The following is a 22,853-nucleotide window of genomic DNA, read 5'->3' as shown; positions in this document are numbered from 1 at the left end:
GAACGCTTCCATCCGAGGTAGAGCGCAGGAGCCGTCGACTCCTGACCTGGGTTCAGGAGAAAATCTCGCTGCGGATGTCGCGGCAGCGCAGCAGCGCCTTGATGATGTGCTTCTCGACCATATTGCGCGAAATGCCCAGCAGTCGCGCGATCTCGCCATTGGCGAGGCCATGCAGGCGGCTCAGGATGAAGACCTCCTGGCAGCGGGCCGGAAGCGCTTCGATGGCCTTGGCCATCATCAAGAGCGCCTGCCTGCTCTGGACGACACGCTCGGGACCCGGCGCCTCCTCCGCGCGCTCCTCGACCTGCCCGTCGACGAGGAACAGCGCGCTGTCCAGCCGCGCCCGCTGCGTGCTCGCCCGCGCCACCGATTTCGCGATCTGGAAGAGATAGGCCTGCGGGTTCTCGATCACCGTGCGCGGCGCGATGTCGAGCAGGCGCACGAAGGTCTCCTGCGTCGCATCCGCCGCATCCTCGCGGTTGCGCAGCCGGCGCATGAAGAAGCGCCGCAGGCGCCCTTCCTCGACGCGGTGCAATGTCTCGAAGGCAGCGGCATTCATCGGCGCGAACCTCACCTCGCTCATGCACTTCGCCGGCATGCATGCGCGAAAACCAGCCAACAGCCGAGATCGGAGCGATTGCCCCAAGGTCGGTCAAGCGAACGGCGATCCAGCGACGTCAATGTAAAACCGGCTCCGTGCGCAGCACGCATAACGGCTTCAAAAAAGAGACGCAATCGCAATGATTTAGAGGGTTTCTAGACTGCCGGAGCGGACCAGGCATCGCGATGAAACGATCCGTCTTGTTTCGTCAACCGAGCGCGCCGCTGCGACCTGACGCGCGCCCATGCAGACGACATCGTAGCCAGGCTCGACCAGCCCGTATGTGATCGGCTGGGTCAGCTCGCCGGCCTCGAACCCGACCTGATGGATCACCACCATATCCTATTGGGTCGACGTGGGGTCGATGACCGCGTTTACGAAAGGCGACCCGATCAAGGTGCATCACCTCGATCGCGACGCCGAGCTGCTGATTGAATTGCCCGCGCGTATTGAAATCCATCACATCCTGATCGACAACCAACAACTGCGCTGATCCGAGACCGGCCTGGGCCGCAGTCAAATTTCAGCGTGATGTCGGCGGCGAGGCTAGCAAAGGCGATGGATACCGCCATGACTTGAAAGGACGTCTGGTCCGGAGACGTCGAAAAGTCCGGGCCCTGCATGCCGCTGAAGGCGCGTGGCGAAATGGCAGAAATCTCTATGTCTTTGTCATACCCGCCCATCGGCCCATGCCGTTAGGCTCGAATGAAGGTCGCCATCTCTCGAGGGGGCGAAGTCGGCGGCGCCCATTCGTGGTTGCTGCCAGGCTCTTTGGGCTCCGGCCGATAAGGAGCAGGAAACCATGCGATATCGTCATCGACTGCGGCAGCTCGTCCTCTTATGCCTTATGGGAGCGTTGGGAAATCCGCTGCCGGTTCTCGCTGAGATGCCAACGGAATTGCGGGGCAAATGGTCCAGCCATCCCGGGCGATGCGAGCCGGTCGGCGGCGAGGTGGATGTGCTGACCATTTCAGCCACGGATCTCAGTTTCTACGAAATTGGTTGCAAGCTGGGTCGGTCGACCCGTTCAGGGACGAGCCTGACGCTCGACGCACAGTGCTTCAAGGGAGGCAGTCCCGTCAGATCCGGAAAAGTCGTTCTGCGGCAGCATGCCGCCAACGAAATCGATCTCGTGCTCCAGGGTTTCTCGTGGATCGCCGTCAAACCGCAACGCTATCGCCGATGCTGACCGGAGCCGTCTCGGCAACAGGAGGAGGAGATGACGCCGCGTTTCACAATCGGGTTGATCTGGTCGCTCGGCGTTGCTGCCGCCGCTCTGCCCTTGCCGGATTTTGATGACCATGTCCGCGCTGCGCCCGGAGCCGATCTTGCCGCCGTCTGTGCCCGCCTGGGCAATGACGACACCATTCGAGACTACGATCCATCGCTTCGCGCGCGTACGGCCTCGGCATTCAGGAAGCTGTTTCCCAACGCCAAAGACGTGCCGGGAGAAGAGTCGTGGCCGACGCAGGCTCAGTACCGCTGCATGAACGGCAAGGTCATGGTCTGTTTCGTGGGTGCGAACCTGCCCTGCGCCAAAATGAACGCGCAGCGCGACAATCCCGGCGCCGACACGTTTTGCCGGGACAATCCCGATGCAGGGGGCGTTCCGGCCTATGCGACTGGTCACGACACCACCCACGCTTATCGGTGTCGCAACGGGAAGGCAGAAGCGACGGGAACCACGCGACAGCTCGATCAGAGAGGGTTCGCCAGGGAGCTTTGGATCGCATTGCCGGCTCAGTAGGGCCGCTGCCGCCGGCATGCTGAGGAGAAAGAGCGATGACCGAAGATCCTGCTGCAGTCCGGCGTCGAACCGTTCTTCGAGAGGACGCCGGACCAGAAATTCAAGCTCGAGGATCATCGGATCCTCGATGGCGAGGTCCTTGTGCTCGACTATCGGCCCGATGGTATGCCGCGTTACGCGTGATGCGCGGCGTCGATCTTTGCCTCGGCGGATTCAGGCCGCGCGCAGGCCGTCGATGATGCCGTAGCGGCCTCGGACGCGCCTTCACCGAAAGGAGATGGAACCATGCCCAGGTTCATCACGATCGGATATGGCGAACCGGCCGGCTATGATCGCACGCCCCGGCCGATCAGGGACGTCGCGCATGCCCAGGACGCAAAACTGCTGTCCGAAGGCGCCGTAATGGGAATCGCCGGCACGCCGGTTCAGGTCCGCAATCCGGAGATGCACGGCATGGAAACCTGCAATGGCCCCTTCATGTCGTCAGCCTTGCCGGTCGCGGGCTTCGCCATCATCGAAGCCGCCGACTTGGCCGATGCCATCGAGAAGGTTTCGCTCGTGCCGTGCGCTGTTGCACACGGCGTTGTGGAAGTCTGGCCGTTGAAGGAGACGCCTTGATGCGAGCTCATCGCTTCAAGATGACGTCCACAGAGGCGCGAACGAGACGCCGCGAAGTCCGGCACGACGGATCCGTTCGACGAAGTGGTCGGTGATATAGACCGGCGATGCCCGCATCGGCAGTTTGAAGATCTCGGCGGTTCCGATGTTCTCTTGCCGGAAAGCGTGACCCTCGATGTCGAGGATGTCTCCATCGTCGAAATGGACGATTCGCGACTGCTCATGGCCGAGGGGATCGAGGATCGTCGTGGCATTGAAGAGCCAGACCTCTTCGCCCTTCAGAGGCAGAAGCTGTCCGTATGCGGCAAGAGCCGGCGCCAGCGCGTCGACGGCCGGCCTTTTCAGGATCGGGACGTGTTCGCCCAGCCACGGAAAATCGGAATAGGTCCGATCTGCCGTGTCCAGTTTCATGACTGGGGCGATCCAATCCTGAATGACGCGCCCGTCCATCGCAGAGAAGGTCTCGTAATCGTCGTCATCAGCCGGGAATATCCATTCCTGTCCTTCGACGACCTCGAACTTGTAGACGGTCAGCGGCATCGCTCGTCTCTCCCGGCGAATCAATCGTCAGAACTCCGCATGCATCTCGCGAAACAGGCGCGGCGCGATGCCGAAGCGGCGCTCGAAGGCTTCGGAGAAGCGTGCCGTCGGGGACAGGCCGATTTCGGCCGCAACCGACTTCAGCGACAGCCCACGGCAGAGCAGCAGGCGCGCGGCATCGAGACGCGCGATCTCGACGAAGCGGGCCGGTGTTTCGCCGATGGCGGCGACGAATTTGCGATGAAACGTCCGTTCACTCAGGCCGGCGCGATCCGCCAGCACGGGAACGTCCAAGGTGGAAGCGAGGTTTTCGAGGATCCACGCGATCAGCTCGGCGAAAGGGCTATCGGCCTTGACCTGCGCTTGAAGCAGCGGGCTGAACTGGGACTGGTAACCGGGGCGGCGCGCATAGAGCACGAGCCGCTTGGCGACCTCGCCGGCAATGTCGGCGGACAGATCCTGCGCGACCATGGCGAGCGCCATGTCGATACCGGTGGTCACGCCGGCCGAGGTCCAAAGCTGGCCGTCGACGACGTAGAGCGAGTCGGGATCGACGGTGACGGACGCAAACGCAGCGGCCAGTGGTGCGCAGGCATCCCAATGCGTGGCGACGCGACGCCCGTCGAGCAGCCCGAGCCTCGCGAGGATGATGGCGCCGGAACAGACCGAGCCGAATCGTTGCGCCTTGCCCGCCAGCTGCGGAAGCCATGCCGACCAGGCGGAATCCGCGAGAACCGGCAGCACATGTTCGCGCTCGGCGCCGACGACAAGGAGTGTGTCGAGCGCTCCGCGGGCGCGCTCTTCCAGGCTTTGCGTCTCGACCACAACCCCGCTGCTGCTCGTCACCGGCCCACCCGCGGCCGATGCGAGATCGACCGCGTAGAAGGGCGGCTTCCCGCTCAGCCCGAGGCTGCGGTTGGCGCTGGTGAAGACGGAAGCCGGCCCGGACATGTCGAGAAGCTCGAAGCCCGGATAAACGACGAAGACGAGACGATGCATTGGCAGAAAATGCCATGTTTATGCCATTCCCGCCAGGTAACGCCCTCGATAGCCTGACGATGAACGCAACGCCCGATCGGAGTGGCGGATGCCCATGCGCGATCTCATCTGGGTGGGACTAGCCCTTGTCGTCCTGCCGTTGGCGGGTTTGGGACTGTGGCTGGCGACTTTGCCGGCGGCACCCAGCGCCTTCTCGCCACCGCCCGTCCCGCAGGCGGAAACAGACGCCCTGCTGGCGGCGCTGAAACCGCCAAAGCGCACGCGGCCCCTCGTCGCCGTGGTCAGCCTCAACGATGCGACGGAGACGACCGACTACTTGATGCCGACGGGCATCCTGCGGCGGGCGGATATCGCCGATGTGGTGACGCTGTCGACGAAGCCCGGCCCGGTCCAACTCTATCCGGCACTAACCGTCGAAGCCGATGCGACGATCGAAGTCTTCGATGCGCAACACCCGGAAGGGCCGGACTATGTGATCGTTCCGGCCATGAGCCGCGACGATGATCCGGCCGTGATGGCTTGGCTGCGCAAGCAGGCACAGGGCGGATCTGTCATCATCGCCATCTGTGCCGGCGCGAAGGTTGCTGCCGCCGCCGAGCTCCTCGATGAGCGACGGGCGACCACCCATTGGTACTATCTCAAGGACCTCCTCAAGAGCCGTCCATCGATCCGCTACGTCGCCGACCGGCGCATGGTGATGGACCGGGGCGTCGCGACGACCACCGGCATCACCGCTTCGATGCCGATGATGCTGACATTGGTCGAGGCGGTCGCCGGAAGGGACAAGGCGGAAGCGGTTGCCCGGGATCTGGGGATGAGCCCCTGGGATGCCCGGCATGACAGCAGCGCCTTCAGGCTGACACGTCCCTTCGCCGCGACCGTACTGGGCAACCGTTTCGCCGTCTGGAGCCATGAGCGTTTCGGCATCGTGCTCGCACCGGGGCTCGACGAAGTCTCGCTTGCACTCGTCGCCGATGCGTGGTCGCGCACCTATCGGTCCCGGGTTGAGCTGCTCGCGACGTCCCCGGCCGCCATGACGACGCGTGGTGGTATCCGCCTCCTTCCGGATCGCGTGGCGGCAACCGGCAGGCAATTGCCCCATGAATGGACAAGCAGAAGGCCGGCCGAAGCTCTCGACGACGCCTTGCAAGCCATCGGAGCCCGATATGGGCAAGCCACGGCCGGTATCGTCGCGATGCAGCTCGAATATCCGCAGCCTCGCGTAGCACGATGAAGGCGTTGATCGCAGGCGCAGGCATCGGTGGCCTGACGACCGCGCTCTTCCTGCACCGGGCCGGAATCGAGGTCGAGATTTTCGAGCGTACCGACGCGGTGCGCGAGCTCGGCGTCGGCATCAACATGCTGCCGCACGCTGTCGGCCTACTGACCAAGCTCGGACTGCTCGACGCGCTCGACGCGGCCGGGATCCGCACCCGCGAGCTGATCTATGCGAACAGGTTCGGCCAGATCGTCTGGCGGGAGTTGCGCGGCATCGATGCCGGCCATGCCGTCCCGCAATTCAGCATCCATCGCGGCAGGCTGCTGGGCCTGATCCATCGAGCGGTCATCGACCGGTTGGGGCAGAACGTCATCCGTACCGGTTGCAGCGTGATGGGCTTCGAACAGGACGGAAGCAAGGTCACCGCTTTCCTGTCCGAAGCCGGCAGGACGCTGCAAGCCCGCGGCGATCTGCTGATCGGCGCCGACGGGATTCACTCCAAAGTGCGCGCTAAGCTCTATCCCGATGAAGGGTCGCCGATCTGGAACGGCGTCATGCTCTGGCGCGGCGCCACACGCTGGCCGCAATGGCAGGACGGCCGCACCATGGCGATCGCCGGCGGCAACCACGCCAAATTCGTCTTCTATCCGATCGGAAACGATCCCGACGATCCGGCCATGCGCCTGACCAACTGGGCCGTGATGGCCCGACCTCGCGAGACGGCCCCCCGGAACCTGACCCTTGGCGACTGGAGCCGGCCGGGCGAGCTCGAACAAGTCCTGCCGTTCGTCCGTGACCGCTTCCATCTCGATTACGTCAATCCGACGGAGATCATCCGCGCCACCGGCGTGTTTCATGAATACTCCAACTGCGACCGGGAACCTCTGCCGCGCTGGTCGTTCGGACGGGTCACGCTGCTGGGCGACGCCGCCCATCCCATGTACCCGGTCGGCTCGAACGGTGCGAGCCAGGCCATTCTCGATGCACATTGCCTGGCGGAATACCTGCGGACCCATGGATCCGTGGAGGTCGCGCTTGGCGCCTACGACGCGGAGCGCCGTCCGGCCATGGCCCAAATCGTCCATGCCAACCGGAAAGGCGGGCCGGAAGGCGTGATCGATCTCGTGGAGGCCCGGGCGCCCGACGGCTTCGACGACGTCGAGGCGGTGGCCTCCTACGTGGAACGCGAGCGAGTCGTCCGCGGTTATGCGAGCCTGGCCGGGTTTGCCGCGGACAATCCGAAAGGGGCGGGGGTGGGCGTCAGATGACAGGACAGGCCACAGAGTATCCCCTGCTTCCGCTGGGTGGCGGCGTTCTGCTCTCCCCTCCGATGGCGCGGACATTCGGCCTGGGGCGCCCCGAATCCATTGCCGCGGCAAGAGCGGCGTCAGTCGGTGGCCATCTCATCTTTGCGTCATTGCGTGACCCCGAGGGCGACATGTTGGGCCGGCCGTCGGTTTACGGGGTGGGCGTGAGGGCAGTCTTGGTTGATGCGGAGATCATGTCGCAGGGCGTCGTCCGAATTTTCGTCGAAGCGCTGCAGCGAGTGCATTTGCGAGAGTTCGCCGTGCAGCAGGAAGGCTTTTACCGGGTGACAATCGAGCCTTGGGAGGATCCGCCGACGAACGATGTCGAGCTTCGTCCACTCTACGACCGTGCCTTGCTCCGGTTCGAGACTCTGTGTCGCCATGCGGGATTGCCCGCAGTCACCACCAAACTTGTCCAGGCAGGCGCCCCGGCCGATCGCCTCGCGGGAATCCGATCGTTGCCGTGGGTCATACTTTCATATCTGGGTCAAGACTCTCCCCCGCATTGGATACCAGTCGCTCAGAGGCAAGCGCTCCTTGAAGCACCCTCGTTGCTCGATCGACTTCAGCTCTTGAGCGAGCTGTTGGACGCAGCTCATCCTCCGGCTTCGCTTGCGGTCGATATGGCTCCGCTCATCTTGCGAGCAGCGAGTCTTGCGCAACTCCGCTGATCTTGGCTGTGACCAGAGCAAACAACAAGCTCGCCTGAGCTGAGCCGCTCCGGCCAGGCCGAGAAGTGCCCCTGGAGGTCCGCTTATCGGCAATGTCTCGACGCCCGGTGTTGGCGCGGATCGGGCGCGCGGGCATTCAATCGAACGGCGTCCTTTGATGGCTGTCTTGCGCAGGAGCGCGGCGGCGAGACGCTGACGTTTTTGGGCTAGGTGACAAACTAACTGCGCCGCGGTGACAGAATATGCGTGTTGGTGACAAACTTTCTGCATCTTGAGAACTCTGTGCCCCGTGCGGCAACGGAGAGAATGATTCAATCAATCGATTGATTGAATCATGGGTTGATGCTATGCTCCCGCCATGGCACGCACATCCATCCTCAAGGACGCCGAGGGCACGCGGCAGGCGCTGATCCGCGCCGGGCTCGACCTGTTCGGCCGCAACGGCTTCGACGCCACCTCGACGCGCGAGATCGCCCAGGCAGCGAAGGTCAACAGCGCCGGCATCGCCTATCATTTCGGTGGCAAGGACGGGCTCCGGCAGGCCTGCGCCGAGGCGATTATCGCCCGGATGCAGGCTGTGCTGGCGGGTGGAGCGCCGGCAGTCTCGATGGCGATCGATGCTGCCGATCGTGACGTCGCTGCCGAGCAACTGCTCGCGCTGATCGACCGGGTCGTCACCTTCCTGACGACGGTGCCGGAGAGCGAGATGATCGCCCGCTTCGTCGTGCGCGAGATGCTGACGCCGAGCCCGGCCTTCGAGGCGATCTATGGTGGGCTGTTCGAGCCTGTGCATCGCCGGGTCTGCCAGGTCTGGGCGGCGGCGACCGGCATGGAGCCGGAGGCGCCGGCGACGCGGCTGGCCGTCTTCGCAGCGATCGGCCAGGTCGTCTATTTCCGTATCGCGCGGCCGGCGGTGACCCGGCGCATGGGCTGGGACGGCATCGGCCCGGAAGAGGCGCGTGCCATCGGCGAAACCGTCAGGCGCTCGGTCCGCGCCAGCATTCTCGCCTGCAGGGGAGAGGCGTCATGATCCTCGATTTCATCTGCTCCTTCGCCCTCGCGGCCTCGCTCGGGATCTGTGCGCCGCCGACGACCCGCGTCGTCGGCTATGTCGAGGGCGAGTATGTCCGGCTCGGCCCGATCGACACGGCCCGGATCGAGAGCGTCTCGGTCCGGCGTGGTGAGCGCGTCGCGCCTGGCGCTCTGCTCGCTGAACTTCAGGCTGACGATGCCCGCAACGCCGTCGCCGAAAGCGAGGCGCGGTTGGTGCAGGCACAGGCGCAGCTCGCCAACCTCCTCAGCGGCAAGCGGCCGGAGGAGATCGCGGTGATCGAGGCGGTCGCAGCCTCGGCCAAGGCGCAGGAGCGTGAGTCGGAGCGGGCGCTGGAGCGCCGGCAGGACCTCTTCCGCCGCGGTGTCTCGACCCAGGCCGATCTCGATCAGGCCCAGACGGCACGCGATGTCGCCGTGGCGCGGGTGCGCGAGACCGCCGCCAATCTGGCGGTCGCCCGGCTGGCGGCGCGCGAGGAGGAGATCAGGGCGGCGCGCAATCAGGTGGAGCAGGCACAGGCCGCGCTCGACCAGGCCAAGTGGCGGCTCGGCCAGCGCAGGCTGATGGCGCCGGCGGCCGGCATCGTCACCGATCTCGTGCGCCATCCCGGCGAACTCGCCGGTCCGTCCGCGCCGGCGCTGACGATCCTGCCCGATGGCGCGGTCAAGCTGATGCTCTACGTGCCGGAGGCGCTGCTCTTTGGCACCACGGTCGGCACGCGGCTCGACGTGCGCTGCTCCGGCTGTCCGCAGGGGCTTTCCGCCACCGTCTCCTATGTCTCGCAGGAGCCGGAGTTCACGCCGCCGGTGATCTATTCGGCGCAGACCCGGCAGAAGCTGGTCTATCTCGTCGAGGCGCGGCCCGAGGGGGGGCCGGCGACACGGCTCCAGCCCGGCCAGATCGTCGACGTGATGCTACGGGGGCGGCGGTGAGCGACGCCAATGTCATCGATGTGCGCGGCCTGACCAAGCGTTTCGGCAAACGCACCGTAGTCGACAATGTCGATCTCGCCGTGAGGGAAGGCGAGATCGTCGGCTTTCTCGGGCCGAACGGCTCCGGCAAGACCACGACGATCCGGCTGATCTGCGGCCTGCTCACACCGGATGCCGGCGAGGGCACCGTGCTGGGCCTCGATGTCCGCACCCAGAGCGCCGAGATCAAGCTCCAGGTCGGCTACATGACGCAGAAGTTCTCGTTCTACGAGGATCTGACGATCGAGGAGAACCTGACCTTCGTCGCCCGGCTCTACGCGCTGAAGCCGGTCGAGGACGCCGTGGCGCGCACGCTCGACAATCTCGGCCTGACTTCGCGCAAGGACCAGCTCGCCGGCACGCTCTCGGGCGGCTGGAAGCAGCGCCTAGCGCTCGCCGCCTGCATCATGCACCAGCCGAAGCTGCTGCTGCTCGACGAGCCGACGGCCGGTGTCGATCCCAAGGCGCGGCGCGAATTCTGGGACGAGATCCACCGACTCGCCGGCGACGGGCTGACCGTGCTGGTCTCGACCCATTACATGGACGAGGCCGAGCGCTGCCACCGCATCGGCTACATCGCCTATGGCAGGATGCTGGCGACCGGCACGGTCGACGAGGTGGTGAAGGGCTCCGGCCTCTCGACCTATGTCGTCCATGGCGCGCTCAAGCCGGCCGAGATCGCCGAGCTCGCGAAGACGGACGGCGTCGAGCAGGTCGCGCCCTTCGGGACGACGCTGCACGTGGTCGGCACCGACAAGGCCAAACTCGAACAGGCGCTTGCGCATCTGAAGGGGCGCCCTGGCATCAGCGTCGAGCCGGACGCGACCAGCCTGGAGGACGTCTTCATCCAGTTCATGGCCAAGGCGCAGGCCGAGGGGAGAGCGGCATGAGCGCGCTTGCCCTGTTCTCGCCCGGCCGTCTCGGTGCGGTGCTCGCCAAGGAGTTCGTGCAGATGCGGCGCGACCGCATCACCTTCGCGATGATGCTGGTGGTGCCGATCGTCCAGCTCCTGCTGTTCGGCTATGCGATCAACAATGATCCCAAGGGCTTGCCGGCGGCGGTTCTGGCGCTGGGGCAGGATCGCTACACTCGCTCCGTCGTCGCGGCGCTGGAAGTCTCCGGCTATTACCGCTTCGTCAAGCGGCCGGAGAGCGCGGCCGAGGCCGAGAGCCTGATGGCGCGCGGCGCGATCTCCTTCCTCGTCACCATCCCCAGCGATTTCGGCATGCGGGTCGAGCGTGGCGACGAGCCGCGCATCCTGGTCGAAGCCGATGCGACCGATCCGGCGGCGTCGAGCAACGCCGTCGGCGCGCTGCAGACCATCGCCAGCCGGGCGCTGACGCGGGCGCTCGGCACTGACGAACTCAAGCGCGAGCAGAGCGACAGCGCGCTCTCCTTCGTGGTGCACCGGCGCTACAATCCGGAGGGTATCACCCAGTACAATATCGTGCCCGGCCTGCTCGGCGTCATCCTGCAGATGACCATGGTGATGATGACGGCGATGGCGCTGACCCGTGAGATCGAGCGCGGCACCATGGAGAACCTGCTCGCCATGCCGGCGACGCCGGGCGAGATCATGCTCGGCAAGGTGCTGCCTTATCTCGCCGTCGGCAGCGTCCAGGTCGCGGTGGTGCTCTCGGCGGCGAAGCTGCTCTTCGGCGTGCCCTTCCTCGGCAGCCTCGGGCTGCTGCTGACCTGCGTCACCATCTTCGTGCTGGCGCTGGTGCTGCTCGGCTACACCATCTCAACCATGGCGCGCACGCAGCTCCAGGCGATGCAGCTGACCTTCTTCTTCTTCCTGCCTTCGCTGCTGCTCTCTGGCTTCATGTTCCCCTATGCCGGCATGCCGCTCTGGGCGCAGTGGCTCGGCGAGATCTTCCCGCTGACGCACTTTTTGCGTGTCGTGCGCGCGATCATGCTGAAGGGGGCCGATCTCGGCGATATCGGCCTCGAGGTGTTCTATCTCACCATCTTCGTGCCGATCTATGCCGGCATCGCGCTGATGCGGTTCAGGAGCACGTTGGATTGATCAGGCAGGGCGGCGCACTCCGCCTGGCATTGTTACTTGCAAAATAATAGTGACTGCGTTAGCGAGCCTGGCCATGCAGCCCAAGCTCGCTCCGCTCACCGAATGCCCCTGCGCCCTTGCGGTCGAGACCGTCGGCGAGTGGTGGAGCATCCTGATCCTGCGCGATGCGCTGCAGGGGCTGACCCGCTTCGACGAGTTCGAGCGGAGCCTCGGCATCGCGCCGAACATGCTGACGCGCCGACTGAAGCATCTCACCGAGAGCGGGCTGTTCGAGCGACGGCTCTATAGCGAGCGGCCGAAGCGCTACGAATACGTGCTGACCGAGAAGGGCCGCGACGTCTTCCCGGTCGTCGTGGCGCTGATCGGCTTCGCCAACCGGCATCTCGCGCCGGAAGGCGCCTCATTGTTGCTGGCCGAGCGTGGGACCGGGCGGCCGATCACGCCGATCGTCGTCGATGCCACGACCCTGCAACCAGTTACCGCGGAAAGCGCGACCGTCATCGCCGGGCCGCGCGCCAGCAACGACCTGCGCGAGCGCCTCGCGGCGCGTCACGCCGCCACCCAAGCCAGATCGTATTAGGAGCCTGCCATGCGCCGCATCGTCGTCACCGGACTGGGCGTCGTCTCGCCTCTGGGCTGCGGCGCCGAACTCGCCTGGCAGCGCCTGCTTGCCGGTCGTTCCGGCCTGCGCCGCCTGCCCGATGCGGTCGCCGAGACGCTGCCGGCCAAGGTTGCCGGCACCGTGCCCGGCAAGGCCGAGGACAATAAGGGTGGCTTCGATCCTGACATTGCGATCGCGCCGAAGGACCAGCGCAAGATGGATCGCTTCATCCAGTTCGCGCTGGTCGCCGCCAAGGAGGCGCTGGCCCAGGCCGGCTGGCAGCCGCAGGACGAGGCACAGCGCGAGCGCACTGCGACGGTGATCGCTTCCGGCATCGGCGGCTTCCCGGCGATCGCGGAGGCGGTGCGGACCACCGACCAGCGCGGCGTGCGCCGGCTATCGCCCTTCACCGTGCCGTCCTTCCTCGTCAATCTCGCAGCCGGCCATGTCTCGATCGACCATGGCTTCAAGGGCCCGATCGGCGCGCCGGTCACGGCCTGCGCCGCCGGCGTGCAGGCGATCGGCGATGCTGCCCGGATGATCCGGGCCGGGGAGGCCGATATCGCGCTCTGCGGCGGCAGCGAGGCCTGCGTCGATCTCGTCGCGCTCGGCGGTTTCGCCGCGGCGCGGGCGCTGTCGACCGGCTTCAACGACGAGCCGGAGAAGGCCTCGCGGCCCTTCGACCGCGACCGCGACGGCTTCGTCATGGGCGAGGGCGCCGGCATCCTGGTAATCGAGGCGCTGGAGCATGCACAGGCGCGGGGCGCGACGATCCTCGCCGAACTCACCGGCTACGGCACCAGTGCCGACGCCTATCACATCACCTCCGGTCCCGAGGACGGTTCCGGCGCGCGGCGGGCGATGGAGACGGCGCTGAAGCAGGCGGGCCTCAAGCCCGGCGATGTCGCCCATCTCAACGCCCATTCGACATCGACGCCGGTCGGTGATCGCGGCGAGCTCGCCGCGATCAAGGCGGTGTTCGGCGCGGAGGGCGGCCTCGCGATCAGCGCGACCAAGGCGGCGACCGGCCATCTGCTCGGCGCGGCCGGCGGGCTGGAAGCGGTCTTCACCATCCTCGCTCTGCGCGACCAGCTCGCGCCGCCGACGCTCAACCTCGAGAACCCGGACGAGGATGCGGCCGGGCTCGACCTGGTGGCGAAGACGGCGCGGCCGCTTGCGATGGAGCACGCCATCTCGAACGGCTTCGGCTTCGGCGGTGTCAATGCCAGCGTGGTGTTCCGGCGCTGGAGCTGAACGCCCCTTAGAGCGTCACCACGACCTTGCCGAACTGCTCGTTCGATTCGAGGTAGCGATGCGCCTCGACGATCTGCTCGAACGGGAACGTCCGGGCGATGATCGGCTTCAGCGAGCCATCGCCCAGACCCTCCAGGATGAAGGCCTTGGCCGCGGCGAGCCGAGCGGGGGCGCCTGCAATTTCGTGGACCAGATAACCGCGCAGCGTCAGGCTCTTGCTCAGGACGTTGAAGAGCGGGAAGGGCGTCGCTTCCGGGCTAAGGCCGCCATACTCGATCAGCACGCCGCCGCGCGCCATCGCGGCGGTCAGCGGCAGAAAGGCGGGGCCGCCGACCGCGTCGAGCACGACTCGGATGCCGTGTTCGCCGGCGATCTGCTTCAACCGGGCTTCGAGATTCTCCTCTGCCGACGCGACGACATGGGCCGCGCCGGCTTCGTGCAGCGCCTCAGCCTTCCGCGTGGTCCGCGTCACCGCGATCGGGATCGCGCCGATCCGGTTGGAGATCTGGATCGCGGCGAGGCCGACGCTGCTCGAGGCGGCGGTGATCACGACATGCTCGCCCTGTGTGAGCCGGGCGATGTCGATCAGCGCGCCATAGGCGGTCAGATACTGCATCCAGCTCGCCGCGGCCGCCTCCCAACTCAGCGTCGGCGGATGCTTGACCGCCAGCTCGGCCGGGACGGTGACGAGCTCGCCATGCACCGGCGAGCTCACCATCGAGCGCGGCGGCACCAGGCTGACGGCATCGCCCGGCGAAAGGCCCTCGACGCCGGCGCCGAGGCTCTCGATCATGCCGGCGACTTCAAGCCCGATGCCGGACGGGAACTGTGCCTGCTCGATATAGGTTCCTGCGCGGAACAGGGCTTCGGCCCGGTTGAGACCGAGCGCCCTGGTCCGGATGCTGACCTCGCCGGGGCCAGGCGACGGAATATCGACGTCCTCGATGGTGAGGACTTCGGGGCCGCCATGGCGGTGGAAGCGGATCGTGCGGGCCATGCTCATGACTCCAAAACAGAGCGACTGAATGAGCTATGGCAGCGCGCAATCCTGCGATAAATTGCGCTCCATGATCGATAATCAGAACTTGTGATTTTGAATGATGGATCGCCTCACCAGCATGGCAGTCTTCGTCAGGGCGGTCGACCACGGCTCCTTCGCCGCGGCAGCCTCGGCGCTCGGCCTGTCGGCGCCGATGGTCGGCAAGCATGTCCGCTTTCTGGAGGAGCGGCTCGGCGTTCGCCTGCTCAACCGCACGACGCGCCGGCAGAGCCTGACCGAGTTCGGGCGCGCCTACTACGAACGCTGCCGAACCGTCCTCGCCGAAGCCGAAGCGGCCGATGCACTCGCCGCCGACCAGTTGGGCGAACCGCGCGGCAAGCTTCGGGTGGCGTTGCCGGTGCTGTTCGGCCGGCGCTGCGTCATGCCGGTCCTGCTCGATCTGGCGCGCCGCCACCCGCAGCTCGAACTCGACCTCGCCTTCGGCGATGGCTTCGTCGATCTGGCCGAAGGCGGACATGATCTCGCTATCCGCACCGGTGAGCTTCACGATGCGGCGAACCTCGTGACGCGCCGCGTCGCCCGGCAGCACATGATTGTCTGCGCGGCTCCATCCTATCTCGATGCCCATGGCAGCCCGGCGACGCTCGCGGATCTCGCTGGTCATGACGGAGTGATCTATCGCCGCTCGGGCGGCGTGCGGCCCTGGCTGTTCCCGCGCGAGGAGGGGCCGCCGGTAGAGGCGATGCCGCGGCACCGGTTGCGGCTCGACAATCTCGAGGCCATCGCCGACGCGACTTTGCTCGGCATGGGCCTGGCGTGGCTGCCGTCCTGGCTGGTGCGCGAGCGCCTCAATGCCGGGGAACTGGTCGAATTGCTGCCGGATGAGGGCCGGCTGCCCTATGACGTCCACGCGCTCTGGCTGCAGACGCCGCATCTGCCGCCGAAGGTACGCGTCGCCATCGACGCGCTGGTGGCGGAGTTGCCGGGGCTGATGTGAGGCGGCCCCGGCGCCTGGGTTCCGCTCAGAGCGGGATGTTGTCGTGCTTGCGCCAAGGGCGCTCGACGCTCTTGGTGCGCAGCATCGCCAGCGCGCGGGCGATCCGGCGCCGCGTCGAATGCGGCATGATCACCTCGTCGATATAGCCGCGCTCGGCCGCGACGAAGGGGGACATGAAGCGGTCCTCGTACTCCTTGGTCTGGCGCGCAATCGTCTCGGCGTCGCCGCCACGGAAGATGATCTCGACCGCGCCCTTGGCGCCCATCACCGCGATCTGCGCCGTCGGCCAGGCATAGTTGACGTCGGCGCCGATATGCTTGGAGGCCATCACGTCATAGGCACCGCCATAGGCCTTGCGCGTGATGATCGTGACCAGCGGCACGGTGCATTCGCTATAGGCGAAGAGCAGCTTGGCGCCGTGCTTGATCAGGCCGCCATATTCCTGCGCCGTGCCGGGCAGGAAGCCGGGGACGTCGACCAGAGTGACGATCGGGATCTCGAAGGCGTCGCAATAGCGCACGAAGCGGGCGCCCTTGCGGCTGGCGTCTGAATCGAGCACGCCGGCCAGCACCATCGGCTGGTTGGCGACGATGCCGACGGTGCGGCCCTCGATGCGGGCAAAGCCGGTGACGATGTTGCCGGCATAGGCCTGCTGGATCTCGAAGAAGTCGCCCTCGTCGACGACCTTCAGGATCAATTCCTTGATGTCGTAGGGCTTGTTCGGATTGTCCGGGACCAGCGTGTCGAGGCTCATGTCGACGCGATCGGGCACGTCGAAGCTCGGCCATTCCGGCACGCCGACGGTGTTGTTGGCCGGCAGGAAATCGATCAGGCGGCGGACCTGCAGCAGCGCCTCGACATCGTTCTCGAAGGAGCCGTCGGCGACCGAGGACTTCGAGGTATGGACCTTGGCGCCGCCGAGTTCTTCCGAGGTCACGGTCTCGTTGGTGACGGTCTTCACCACCTCCGGGCCGGTGACGAACATGTAGGAGGTGTCGCGGACCATGAAGATGAAGTCGGTCATCGCCGGCGAATAGACGTCGCCACCGGCGCAGGGCCCCATGATCACCGAGATCTGCGGAATGACGCCCGAAGCTTGAACGTTCCGCTTGAAGACTTCGCCATAGCCGCCGAGCGCCGCGACGCCCTCCTGGATGCGGGCGCCACCGGCATCGAACAGGCCGACGATCGGGGCGCGCATCTTCAGCGCCATGTCCTGGATCTTGATGATCTTCTGGGCGTGGGTCTCGGAGAGCGAGCCGCCGAAGACGGTGAAATCCTTGGAGAAGACGAAGACCGTGCGGCCATTGACCGTGCCCCAGCCGGTGACGACGCCGTCGCCCGGGATCTTCTCGGCCTTGTCCATGCCGAAATCGACGGCGCGGTGCTGCACGAACATGTCGAACTCCTCGAAGGACTCCTTGTCGAGCAGCAGTTCGATGCGCTCGCGGGCGGTGAGCTTGCCGCGCTTGTGCTGCGCCGCGATGCGCTTTTCGCCGCCGCCCAGACGAGCGCCCGCGCGCCGGTCTTCGAGCTGTTCGAGAATGTCCTTCATGAAGAGCCTCCCGGGGCGCGGTCTTTAAAGGTCTTGTTTCCCGCTTAAGCGGGGCTGCGGGCGAAGTCCATTGCGGCCTTCGCAGCATGCGGCTGGAGTTTTGTGCACCGCGGTGCCGGTCACGGCATGGCCGGAGCCTGCAAGCCACTGCCGCTGTCGAGAAGCAGGGCACGCAGGCCCGCGAGTGCATCCTGCAGCCTGTCGAGCTTCGGGCCTCCGAGACTGAGCCGCACGCCCCAGGATGGAGCCTGTGTGTCCGCCAGAAAGATCTCGGGAGCCGGCAGCAGGATGCCGGCGGCTGCGGCGCGGACCGGCAGGCCTTTGGCCTGCTGCGGCGCCATCGGCAGCCAGACATGGAAGCCGTTGCCCGATCTCATAGCGAGCCCGGGCGGCAGGAGCTCGCGCGCCATGGCGACACGGCGGCCTGCCTCCTCGCGGATCGAGCGCGCGACCGAAGCGGCGGTGTCTTCGCTGAGCCAGCGCTCCATGATCAGGCAGGAGAGCAGGGACGCCATGGTGCAGGTGGCCGCGAGCTCGGCGAGGGCTGGCTGCAGCCAGAGCTCGGGGACGAGCAGCGAGCCGATGCGCAGGCCGGGACTGAGCACCTTCGACAGGCCGGAGACATGCAGTGTCCGCTCAGGCGCGAGCGCGGCGATCGCCATCGTGCCCGACTCGGCCAGGGCAGCGTGGATATCGTCCTCGATGATCACCGCGTCATGGGTGCGGCAGAGGCTTGCGATATCGCGGCGGCGCGCTTCGCTCATCGTCGCCGTCGTCGGGTTGTGCAGGGTCGGCGTGATGTAGAGCACCGCGCGCCGCCCGGCCGTTTTCGCCTCATGCAAGGCCTTGTCGAGCGCCTGCGGGACGAGGCCCTGCTCGTCGATGGCGAGACCGGTCAGGCGCAAGCCGCGCCGGCGGGCGAGGGCGATCGCTCCGGGATAGCTTAGCGCCTCGGTCAAGAGCTCGGTGTCCGGGCTGCAGGTGATCGCGAATGCGATCGCTAGCGCATGCTGGGCGCCGTTGCAGATCAACAGCCGCTCGGGGGCCGCGGCGAGGCCGGTCGGCGCGAGCCAGCGGGCCAGCAGCGCGCGATGCTCTAGCCGGCCGGCGGGCACGGCATAGGCGCCGAAGCTGTCGGCATCGAGCCGCCTTGCGAGATCGGCGAGACTGGCGGCGAGCAGGCGGTCGCTCAGCTGCTGCGGCGGCACGTTGATGCTGAGGTCGATGGTTCGGCTGGCCGCCTGCGACAGGCCCGCGACGAACATGCCGCGGCCGCGGACGCTGCGGACGAGGCCTCGGCGTTCGAGCTGGGCATAGGCCTTGGTCACCGTGCCGATGCCGATATCGAGCTGCCAGGCGAGGGGGCGGTGGGCCGGCAGGCGCGCGCCTGACGGCAGCGAGCCGTCCGCGATATCGCGAGCGAGGGCCTCGACCAGCCGCTCACTGGCCGGGCCGTTGCTGTCCGCGAGACGGGGTTGCCAGGGCGAAGCGAGGAGCATGCCACCTTACAAATTGCGTCACGGGACACTTTTTAGTCTATGCAAGAAGTGTCACATACACAATCACCGGCGCGACGTTTCCCAACGCTGGACCGGACATGACGCCGCAACTCCTCCTTGCCTTTGTCGGCTATGCCTTCGTGACCTCGATCACGCCCGGGCCGAACAACACGCTGCTGCTGGCTTCCGGGGCCAATCATGGTTTCCGCGCCAGTCTGCCGCTGCTGTTCGGGATCAATCTCGGCTTCTCCGGGCTGGTGCTGGCGGTCGGCCTCGGGCTTGGCGGCCTGTTCAGTGCGATCCCTGTCCTGCACGACGTCCTACGCTATGCCGGCAGCGCCTATCTGCTTTATCTCGCCTGGAAGATCGCCCGCTCAGCCCCGCTGGAGCCGGGAGCAGAGGCGGCGCCGCCGCTCAGCTTTCCGGCGGCTGCGGCGTTCCAATGGGTCAACCCGAAGGCCTGGATCATGGCGGTCGGAGCCGTCGCGGCCTACACGCCGACGGAGGGCTATTTCCTGAATCTCGCCATCGTCGTGATCGTCTATGCCCTGGTCAACGGGCCCTGCATCGCCGTCTGGGCCGTTGGCGGCACGCTATTGCGCGGCCTGCTTGCCGATCCGGCCCGCCAGCGCATGTTCAATATCGTCATGGCGCTGCTGCTTGCCGCTTCGCTCTATCCCATTCTGGTGAGCTGACAGGTGGCTCGGGGAGCCGCTTGCGAATTAAATAAGTGTATGCTTATGTATTGTCCATGGAGCAGGGCATCTTCAAGGCGCTGGCCGACCCGACCCGCCGGGCGATCTTCGAGAAGCTCGCTGCCGGCGGCTTGAACGCCAGCGCACTGCGCGAAGGCATGACGATCAGCCAGCCGGCGATGTCGCAGCACCTTGCCGTGCTGCGGACTGCCGGGCTGGTGCGCGAGGAACGGCAGGGGCGCTTCGTGAATTACGAGGTCGATCCGGACGGGCTTGCCCTGATCGCGCAATGGCTGGCGAAATACCGGGCCTACTGGCCGGCGCGCATCGATGCCCTCAAGGACCTGCTGCGGGACATGGATCAATGAGCGAGAGCGACACGCAGGATCGCACGAAGCAGCTCGTGTTCGAATATCAGCTCGACGTGCCGCCGGAAAAAGTCTGGCGGGCGCTCAGCATTCCCGCCTTCCGCGAGCGCTGGCTGCCGGCTGAGGTCGAGGCGCTTTCCAGCGTGCCGGGCGAGGAGATGCGCTACCGGCTGAGGGAGGAGGAGCCGCCCTTCCTCGAAAGTGTCGTGACCTTCCAGCTCGCGCCAAACGAAGGCGGGACGGAATTGCGGATCATCCATAGCCTGACCGATGCGCGGCTAAGCCAGCCGCCGGCGCCTGCCAACAGCAACCAGCCGCTGATGCTGCGCGCCGCCTGACGCGGCTCTCAAGCTAAGCCATCAACAATCCGGAACTGAGGAGGTCGTCGATGCACGGCACGATGCAGCTCGTCCCCATGGTCGTCGAACAGTCGACCCGCGGGGAACGCTCCTTCGACATCTATTCGCGCCTGCTGCGCGAGCGGATCATCTTCCTGAACGGCGAGGTCAATGACGCCAGCGCCGCGCTGGTCTGCGCGCAGTTGCTGTTCCTGGAGGCCGAGAACCCGAAACGGCCGGTGCACTTCTACATCAACTCGCCGGGCGGCGTGGTCACCAGCGGCCTCGCGATCTACGACACGATGCGCTACATCCGCTCGCCCGTGCATACGCTCTGCATGGGCACGGCCCGCTCGATGGGCTCCTTCCTCTTGATGGCGGGCGAGCCGGGCGAGCGCGCGGCGCTGCCCAATGCCAGCCTGCACGTCCACCAGCCGCTTGGCGGTGCGCAGGGGCAGGCCTCGGATATCCTGATCCATGCCGAGGAGATCCAGAAGACCAAGCGCCGGATGATCCGGCTCTATGCCGAGCATTGCGGGCGCAGCGAGGAGGAGGTCGAGCGCACGCTCGACCGCGACCGCTTCATGAGCGCGGAAGAAGGCAAGGAGTGGGGGCTGATCGACCGCGTGCTGACCAAGGCGCCGATGGCGACCTAGTCACCCGCTCGGCTTGCTGGGGTCGCCGATCTCGCGGTTGAGCGCGACCGCGGCGCGAACCAGTTCGGTTGCGATGGTGGCGTCGACCGCGTCGCCCTCGCGCAGGACCATGGTGGCGAGCTCGAACTTGCCGCCCGGCTTCAGCCGCGGCTCGATATGGCGCAGGCGCTTGCCGCGCCAGAAGCCGAAGAGCACTCGCGCGGCTTCAGCCCGGATCAGCAGCACCGGCCCGTTCGAGAAATAGACCAGATGCGTCCACTTGATCCGCTCATCCAGCGGAGCGGCGGTCTTCACCGCGGCGCGCAGGGACTCGACCGTGGCGAGCCGCCAGCCATCCAGCTGGGCAATGTAGTCTTCCGGAGTGTCGGCCTTGGGCGCGCCCGGGATCATCGCCTCTAGCCCTTCATCAGCAGCAGAACGGCGGCGTCGTATTCCTCGCGGCGCAGGACGCGGCGCTCGGCCGCTTCCTCGTCCTGCCCCCAGATCCCGATCTGGTAGTCCTCGTCGAGATGGGCGGCGGCCCAGGCCGCCTCGGCGTCGATCAGGCCCTCGGCCAGCGCCAGCATCAGAATCGTCGAGCCGGTCAGGGTCATGACGTTATGGGCGCCGGCGAGCGCGACCGGGGAGGTGATCAAGGCGACGCGCTTGTTCACCGCATCCAGCACGGTCTGCGGCTGCTCGGCGAAGATCACGCCCTGCGCCATGACGAAACGGCCACCGATCCGCTCTTCGAGCGCCGCGATCAGCGGATTCCAGATTTCATCCTGCCGTTCGACCAGCGCTTCCGGCTCGCTGGCGCGATAGCAGAGCGCGTCGCTGCCGGCATAGCGGACGATCTCGGCGCGAACAGCCTCATGCTGCTCGATGACGCCGTCGAGCGCCGAGTTGACCAGCCGGGTCAGCGGCATGCGGGCCGGGTCGATCTCACCGGTCTGAGCCTCCCACTCTGCTGCAAGCGCCTCGGCGACGGTGCGGGAGGCGATGGCGAGCGGCTTGCGTGCCGGAGTGCGGGCGGTGCGGCCGTCGAGCGCGACATGGAGCAGGCCGTCGCGCTCCAGCACGTCCGCCTTCTCGTAGAAGCGCTTGGGCAGCGGGTTGCGCATCGCCTGCTGGGCGGCGGCGACGGGATCGGGCTGACGCTGGCCGGCGGCGCCGAAGCGGGCGAGAAAATCATCGGTCGACATGGCGCGTCCATAGCGCATCCGGAGGCGGGCGTGAAACGGCTTCGCGCGGCTGTGTGGCATTGACGCGCGCCGGAGCCTCGCCTAAACGCCTCCTCCCCGGACGCGAGGCGTCCGCGCGATGTCCAAGAGGGCCTTATGTTGGAGACTGTGGGAACCCGGTGAGGTTTCGCTGCGGCGAGACCTGATCCAGCGCCGGGTGAAAGAGCGGAGCCCAAGGCCCGCTTTCACTGCTGCGCTTGTCATGGTTCCATGCACAGGCTCTACCAACATGAACATTTCGCGGGGCGAGCAGCGCGTGCTGCACGTGCTGGCCCGTGGCGGACAGATCCGCCATCTTCGCGGCGAGGACGGCCGCATCCATCACATTGACTGCTTCACCCATGAGGGCTTCGTCCTGAGCGATTGCACGCTCGTCATCTTCGCCGGGCTCCGGCGAAAACGGCTGATCGAGTCGCGCGAGGGCAGCCCCTATCGGATCTCGCGGCGGGGGCGGCTCGCCGTCCGGTCACAAGCCGACAATCGGTGAGAACAGGCGGGAGGGCGAAAGCCCTCCCGTTTCCATTCGGAGCTGGGGGAGTGGTCAGGCCGGCTCGAACAATTCGATCACATTGCCCGACGGATCCTCGCACAGGATCTGCTTGCCGCCCGGCCCAACCACGATCTCGTTGCGGAAGGGCACGCTCTTGCGGCGCAGGGCCTCGACGAGTTCGGCGAGATCGTCGACTTCGATCACGAAGCGGTTCCAGCCACCGGGGATCGGCCTGCCGCCGCCCGGCATCGCCCGCGAGGCCGAGGCGCCGGGGCCGGCCAGCCAGAGCTTGAGGTCGCCGCGCTCGAGGATCGCCATGGCCGGGCCGAATTGCTGCTTCAGCGCAAAGCCGAGCCGGTCGACATAGAACCTTGCGGCTTCGTCGACGTCGACCACGAAATAACGGACGCTGGCCATCGGGTCG

The 22,853-nt window shown here is 66.4% G+C and carries 29 protein-coding genes; 19 read left to right on the top strand and 10 right to left on the bottom strand.

The window, feature by feature from the left end:
- Positions 1 to 52: 52 nt before the first annotated feature.
- Both VGV58_RS25375 and VGV58_RS25370 read right to left on the bottom strand, forming a co-directional pair.
- The gene (locus VGV58_RS25375) at positions 53 to 559 is read right to left on the bottom strand and encodes an RNA polymerase sigma factor (RefSeq protein ID WP_414644101.1); all 507 of its coding nucleotides are present in this window, start codon (positions 557 to 559) and stop codon (positions 53 to 55) included.
- A 186-nt stretch (positions 560 to 745) separates the two neighbouring features.
- The gene (locus VGV58_RS25370; RefSeq protein WP_326876852.1) at positions 746 to 934 is read right to left on the bottom strand and encodes a hypothetical protein; all 189 of its coding nucleotides are present in this window, start codon (positions 932 to 934) and stop codon (positions 746 to 748) included.
- A 31-nt stretch (positions 935 to 965) separates the two neighbouring features.
- Here VGV58_RS25370 and VGV58_RS25365 point away from each other — a divergent pair, with 31 nt between their 5' ends.
- From VGV58_RS25365 to VGV58_RS25350, 4 genes are all read left to right on the top strand, one after another.
- The gene (locus tag VGV58_RS25365; RefSeq protein ID WP_414644099.1) at positions 966 to 1,094 is read left to right on the top strand and encodes a hypothetical protein; all 129 of its coding nucleotides are present in this window, start codon (positions 966 to 968) and stop codon (positions 1,092 to 1,094) included.
- Positions 1,095 to 1,403: 309 nt separating this feature from the next.
- Positions 1,404 to 1,790 carry a hypothetical protein gene (locus VGV58_RS25360; protein ID WP_326876839.1) on the top strand — a complete coding sequence of 129 codons (387 nt, stop codon included), beginning with the start codon at positions 1,404 to 1,406 and terminating at the stop codon, positions 1,788 to 1,790.
- Positions 1,791 to 1,820: 30 nt separating this feature from the next.
- Positions 1,821 to 2,348 (top strand): hypothetical protein, encoded by a 528-nt coding sequence (locus VGV58_RS25355; protein WP_326876838.1) that lies wholly within the window; start codon positions 1,821 to 1,823, stop codon positions 2,346 to 2,348.
- A 285-nt stretch (positions 2,349 to 2,633) separates the two neighbouring features.
- Positions 2,634 to 2,966 carry a YciI family protein gene (locus tag VGV58_RS25350; RefSeq protein WP_326876837.1) on the top strand — a complete coding sequence of 111 codons (333 nt, stop codon included), beginning with the start codon at positions 2,634 to 2,636 and terminating at the stop codon, positions 2,964 to 2,966.
- A gap of 15 nt (positions 2,967 to 2,981) precedes the next feature.
- On the opposite strand, the gene VGV58_RS25345 is transcribed toward VGV58_RS25350, so the two are convergent.
- Positions 2,982 to 3,506 carry an imm11 family protein gene (locus VGV58_RS25345; RefSeq protein ID WP_326876836.1) on the bottom strand — a complete coding sequence of 175 codons (525 nt, stop codon included), beginning with the start codon at positions 3,504 to 3,506 and terminating at the stop codon, positions 2,982 to 2,984.
- Between the two features lie 27 nt (positions 3,507 to 3,533).
- The gene (locus VGV58_RS25340; RefSeq protein ID WP_326876835.1) at positions 3,534 to 4,505 is read right to left on the bottom strand and encodes a GlxA family transcriptional regulator; all 972 of its coding nucleotides are present in this window, start codon (positions 4,503 to 4,505) and stop codon (positions 3,534 to 3,536) included.
- A gap of 88 nt (positions 4,506 to 4,593) precedes the next feature.
- Here VGV58_RS25340 and VGV58_RS25335 point away from each other — a divergent pair, with 88 nt between their 5' ends.
- The 9 genes from VGV58_RS25335 to fabF all read left to right on the top strand — a co-directional run bounded on the left by VGV58_RS25335 (position 4,594) and on the right by fabF (position 13,608).
- Positions 4,594 to 5,739, top strand: a complete 1,146-nt coding sequence (locus tag VGV58_RS25335) for a DJ-1/PfpI family protein (protein ID WP_326876834.1) — start codon at positions 4,594 to 4,596, stop codon at positions 5,737 to 5,739.
- A complete protein-coding gene (locus VGV58_RS25330) occupies positions 5,736 to 6,992 on the top strand; it encodes a flavin-dependent oxidoreductase (protein ID WP_326876833.1) in 1,257 nt (418 codons plus the stop codon). Before VGV58_RS25335 ends, VGV58_RS25330 begins: the two co-directional genes overlap by 4 nt.
- Positions 6,989 to 7,702 (top strand): LON peptidase substrate-binding domain-containing protein, encoded by a 714-nt coding sequence (locus tag VGV58_RS28890; protein ID WP_414644098.1) that lies wholly within the window; start codon positions 6,989 to 6,991, stop codon positions 7,700 to 7,702. The genes VGV58_RS25330 and VGV58_RS28890 overlap by 4 nt, the downstream gene beginning before the upstream one ends.
- Before the next feature lie 358 nt (positions 7,703 to 8,060).
- Complete coding sequence (locus VGV58_RS25320) at positions 8,061 to 8,732, top strand: CerR family C-terminal domain-containing protein (protein WP_326876831.1); 672 nt, start codon at positions 8,061 to 8,063, stop codon at positions 8,730 to 8,732.
- Positions 8,729 to 9,685: an HlyD family secretion protein gene (locus VGV58_RS25315; protein WP_326876830.1), complete on the top strand. Its 957-nt coding sequence runs from the start codon at positions 8,729 to 8,731 to the stop codon at positions 9,683 to 9,685. Before VGV58_RS25320 ends, VGV58_RS25315 begins: the two co-directional genes overlap by 4 nt.
- A complete protein-coding gene (locus VGV58_RS25310; RefSeq protein WP_326876829.1) occupies positions 9,682 to 10,614 on the top strand; it encodes an ABC transporter ATP-binding protein in 933 nt (310 codons plus the stop codon). Before VGV58_RS25315 ends, VGV58_RS25310 begins: the two co-directional genes overlap by 4 nt.
- Positions 10,611 to 11,753 (top strand): ABC transporter permease, encoded by a 1,143-nt coding sequence (locus tag VGV58_RS25305; protein ID WP_326876828.1) that lies wholly within the window; start codon positions 10,611 to 10,613, stop codon positions 11,751 to 11,753. The genes VGV58_RS25310 and VGV58_RS25305 overlap by 4 nt, the downstream gene beginning before the upstream one ends.
- A gap of 73 nt (positions 11,754 to 11,826) precedes the next feature.
- Entirely contained in the window at positions 11,827 to 12,333 is a 507-nt protein-coding gene (locus VGV58_RS25300; protein ID WP_326876827.1) for a winged helix-turn-helix transcriptional regulator, read from the top strand.
- Between the two features lie 9 nt (positions 12,334 to 12,342).
- The gene (gene fabF, locus VGV58_RS25295; protein WP_326876825.1) at positions 12,343 to 13,608 is read left to right on the top strand and encodes a beta-ketoacyl-ACP synthase II; all 1,266 of its coding nucleotides are present in this window, start codon (positions 12,343 to 12,345) and stop codon (positions 13,606 to 13,608) included.
- Between the two features lie 7 nt (positions 13,609 to 13,615).
- On the opposite strand, the gene VGV58_RS25290 is transcribed toward fabF, so the two are convergent.
- Positions 13,616 to 14,605 carry a zinc-dependent alcohol dehydrogenase family protein gene (locus VGV58_RS25290; protein WP_326876824.1) on the bottom strand — a complete coding sequence of 330 codons (990 nt, stop codon included), beginning with the start codon at positions 14,603 to 14,605 and terminating at the stop codon, positions 13,616 to 13,618.
- A 103-nt stretch (positions 14,606 to 14,708) separates the two neighbouring features.
- Here VGV58_RS25290 and VGV58_RS25285 point away from each other — a divergent pair, with 103 nt between their 5' ends.
- The gene (locus tag VGV58_RS25285; RefSeq protein WP_326876849.1) at positions 14,709 to 15,605 is read left to right on the top strand and encodes a LysR family transcriptional regulator; all 897 of its coding nucleotides are present in this window, start codon (positions 14,709 to 14,711) and stop codon (positions 15,603 to 15,605) included.
- 25 nt (positions 15,606 to 15,630) lie between these two features.
- Here the strand turns inward: VGV58_RS25285 and VGV58_RS25280 are convergent, their stop codons facing one another.
- On the bottom strand, positions 15,631 to 17,160 hold the full coding sequence (locus tag VGV58_RS25280) for an acyl-CoA carboxylase subunit beta (protein ID WP_326876823.1): 1,530 nt from the start codon (positions 17,158 to 17,160) through the stop codon (positions 15,631 to 15,633).
- 119 nt (positions 17,161 to 17,279) lie between these two features.
- Complete coding sequence (locus VGV58_RS25275; protein WP_326876822.1) at positions 17,280 to 18,659, bottom strand: aminotransferase-like domain-containing protein; 1,380 nt, start codon at positions 18,657 to 18,659, stop codon at positions 17,280 to 17,282.
- 98 nt (positions 18,660 to 18,757) lie between these two features.
- Between VGV58_RS25275 and VGV58_RS25270 the strand changes: the two genes are divergently transcribed.
- From VGV58_RS25270 to VGV58_RS25255, 4 genes are read left to right on the top strand one after another with little or no spacing between them, the layout of a single operon-like run.
- Positions 18,758 to 19,354 carry a LysE family translocator gene (locus VGV58_RS25270; RefSeq protein WP_326876821.1) on the top strand — a complete coding sequence of 199 codons (597 nt, stop codon included), beginning with the start codon at positions 18,758 to 18,760 and terminating at the stop codon, positions 19,352 to 19,354.
- Between the two features lie 56 nt (positions 19,355 to 19,410).
- Positions 19,411 to 19,722: an ArsR/SmtB family transcription factor gene (locus tag VGV58_RS25265; RefSeq protein WP_326876820.1), complete on the top strand. Its 312-nt coding sequence runs from the start codon at positions 19,411 to 19,413 to the stop codon at positions 19,720 to 19,722.
- Entirely contained in the window at positions 19,719 to 20,060 is a 342-nt protein-coding gene (locus VGV58_RS25260) for an SRPBCC family protein (protein WP_326876819.1), read from the top strand. The genes VGV58_RS25265 and VGV58_RS25260 overlap by 4 nt, the downstream gene beginning before the upstream one ends.
- 50 nt (positions 20,061 to 20,110) lie before the next feature.
- A complete protein-coding gene (locus VGV58_RS25255; RefSeq protein ID WP_326876818.1) occupies positions 20,111 to 20,716 on the top strand; it encodes an ATP-dependent Clp protease proteolytic subunit in 606 nt (201 codons plus the stop codon).
- On the opposite strand, the gene VGV58_RS25250 is transcribed toward VGV58_RS25255, so the two are convergent.
- Together VGV58_RS25250 and VGV58_RS25245 are read right to left on the bottom strand one after the other, a co-directional pair.
- Positions 20,717 to 21,106 (bottom strand): DUF1801 domain-containing protein, encoded by a 390-nt coding sequence (locus VGV58_RS25250; RefSeq protein ID WP_326876817.1) that lies wholly within the window; start codon positions 21,104 to 21,106, stop codon positions 20,717 to 20,719.
- 5 nt (positions 21,107 to 21,111) lie between these two features.
- Entirely contained in the window at positions 21,112 to 21,900 is a 789-nt protein-coding gene (locus VGV58_RS25245; RefSeq protein ID WP_326876816.1) for an ATP12 family chaperone protein, read from the bottom strand.
- Between the two features lie 268 nt (positions 21,901 to 22,168).
- On the opposite strand from VGV58_RS25245, the gene VGV58_RS25240 reads away from it, so the two are divergent.
- Complete coding sequence (locus VGV58_RS25240) at positions 22,169 to 22,426, top strand: YjhX family toxin (protein ID WP_326876815.1); 258 nt, start codon at positions 22,169 to 22,171, stop codon at positions 22,424 to 22,426.
- Positions 22,427 to 22,480: 54 nt separating this feature from the next.
- Here the strand turns inward: VGV58_RS25240 and VGV58_RS25235 are convergent, their stop codons facing one another.
- The gene (locus VGV58_RS25235) at positions 22,481 to 22,846 is read right to left on the bottom strand and encodes a VOC family protein (RefSeq protein WP_326876814.1); all 366 of its coding nucleotides are present in this window, start codon (positions 22,844 to 22,846) and stop codon (positions 22,481 to 22,483) included.
- Between the last annotated feature and the right edge of the window lie 7 nt (positions 22,847 to 22,853).

The sequence above is a fragment of the Allobosea sp. genome (assembly GCF_035944895.1).
Lineage (GTDB): Bacteria > Pseudomonadota > Alphaproteobacteria > Rhizobiales > Beijerinckiaceae > Allobosea.
The sequence above is the reverse complement of the archived record's forward strand: the minus strand, read 5'-3'. Positions and strand labels throughout refer to the sequence as shown.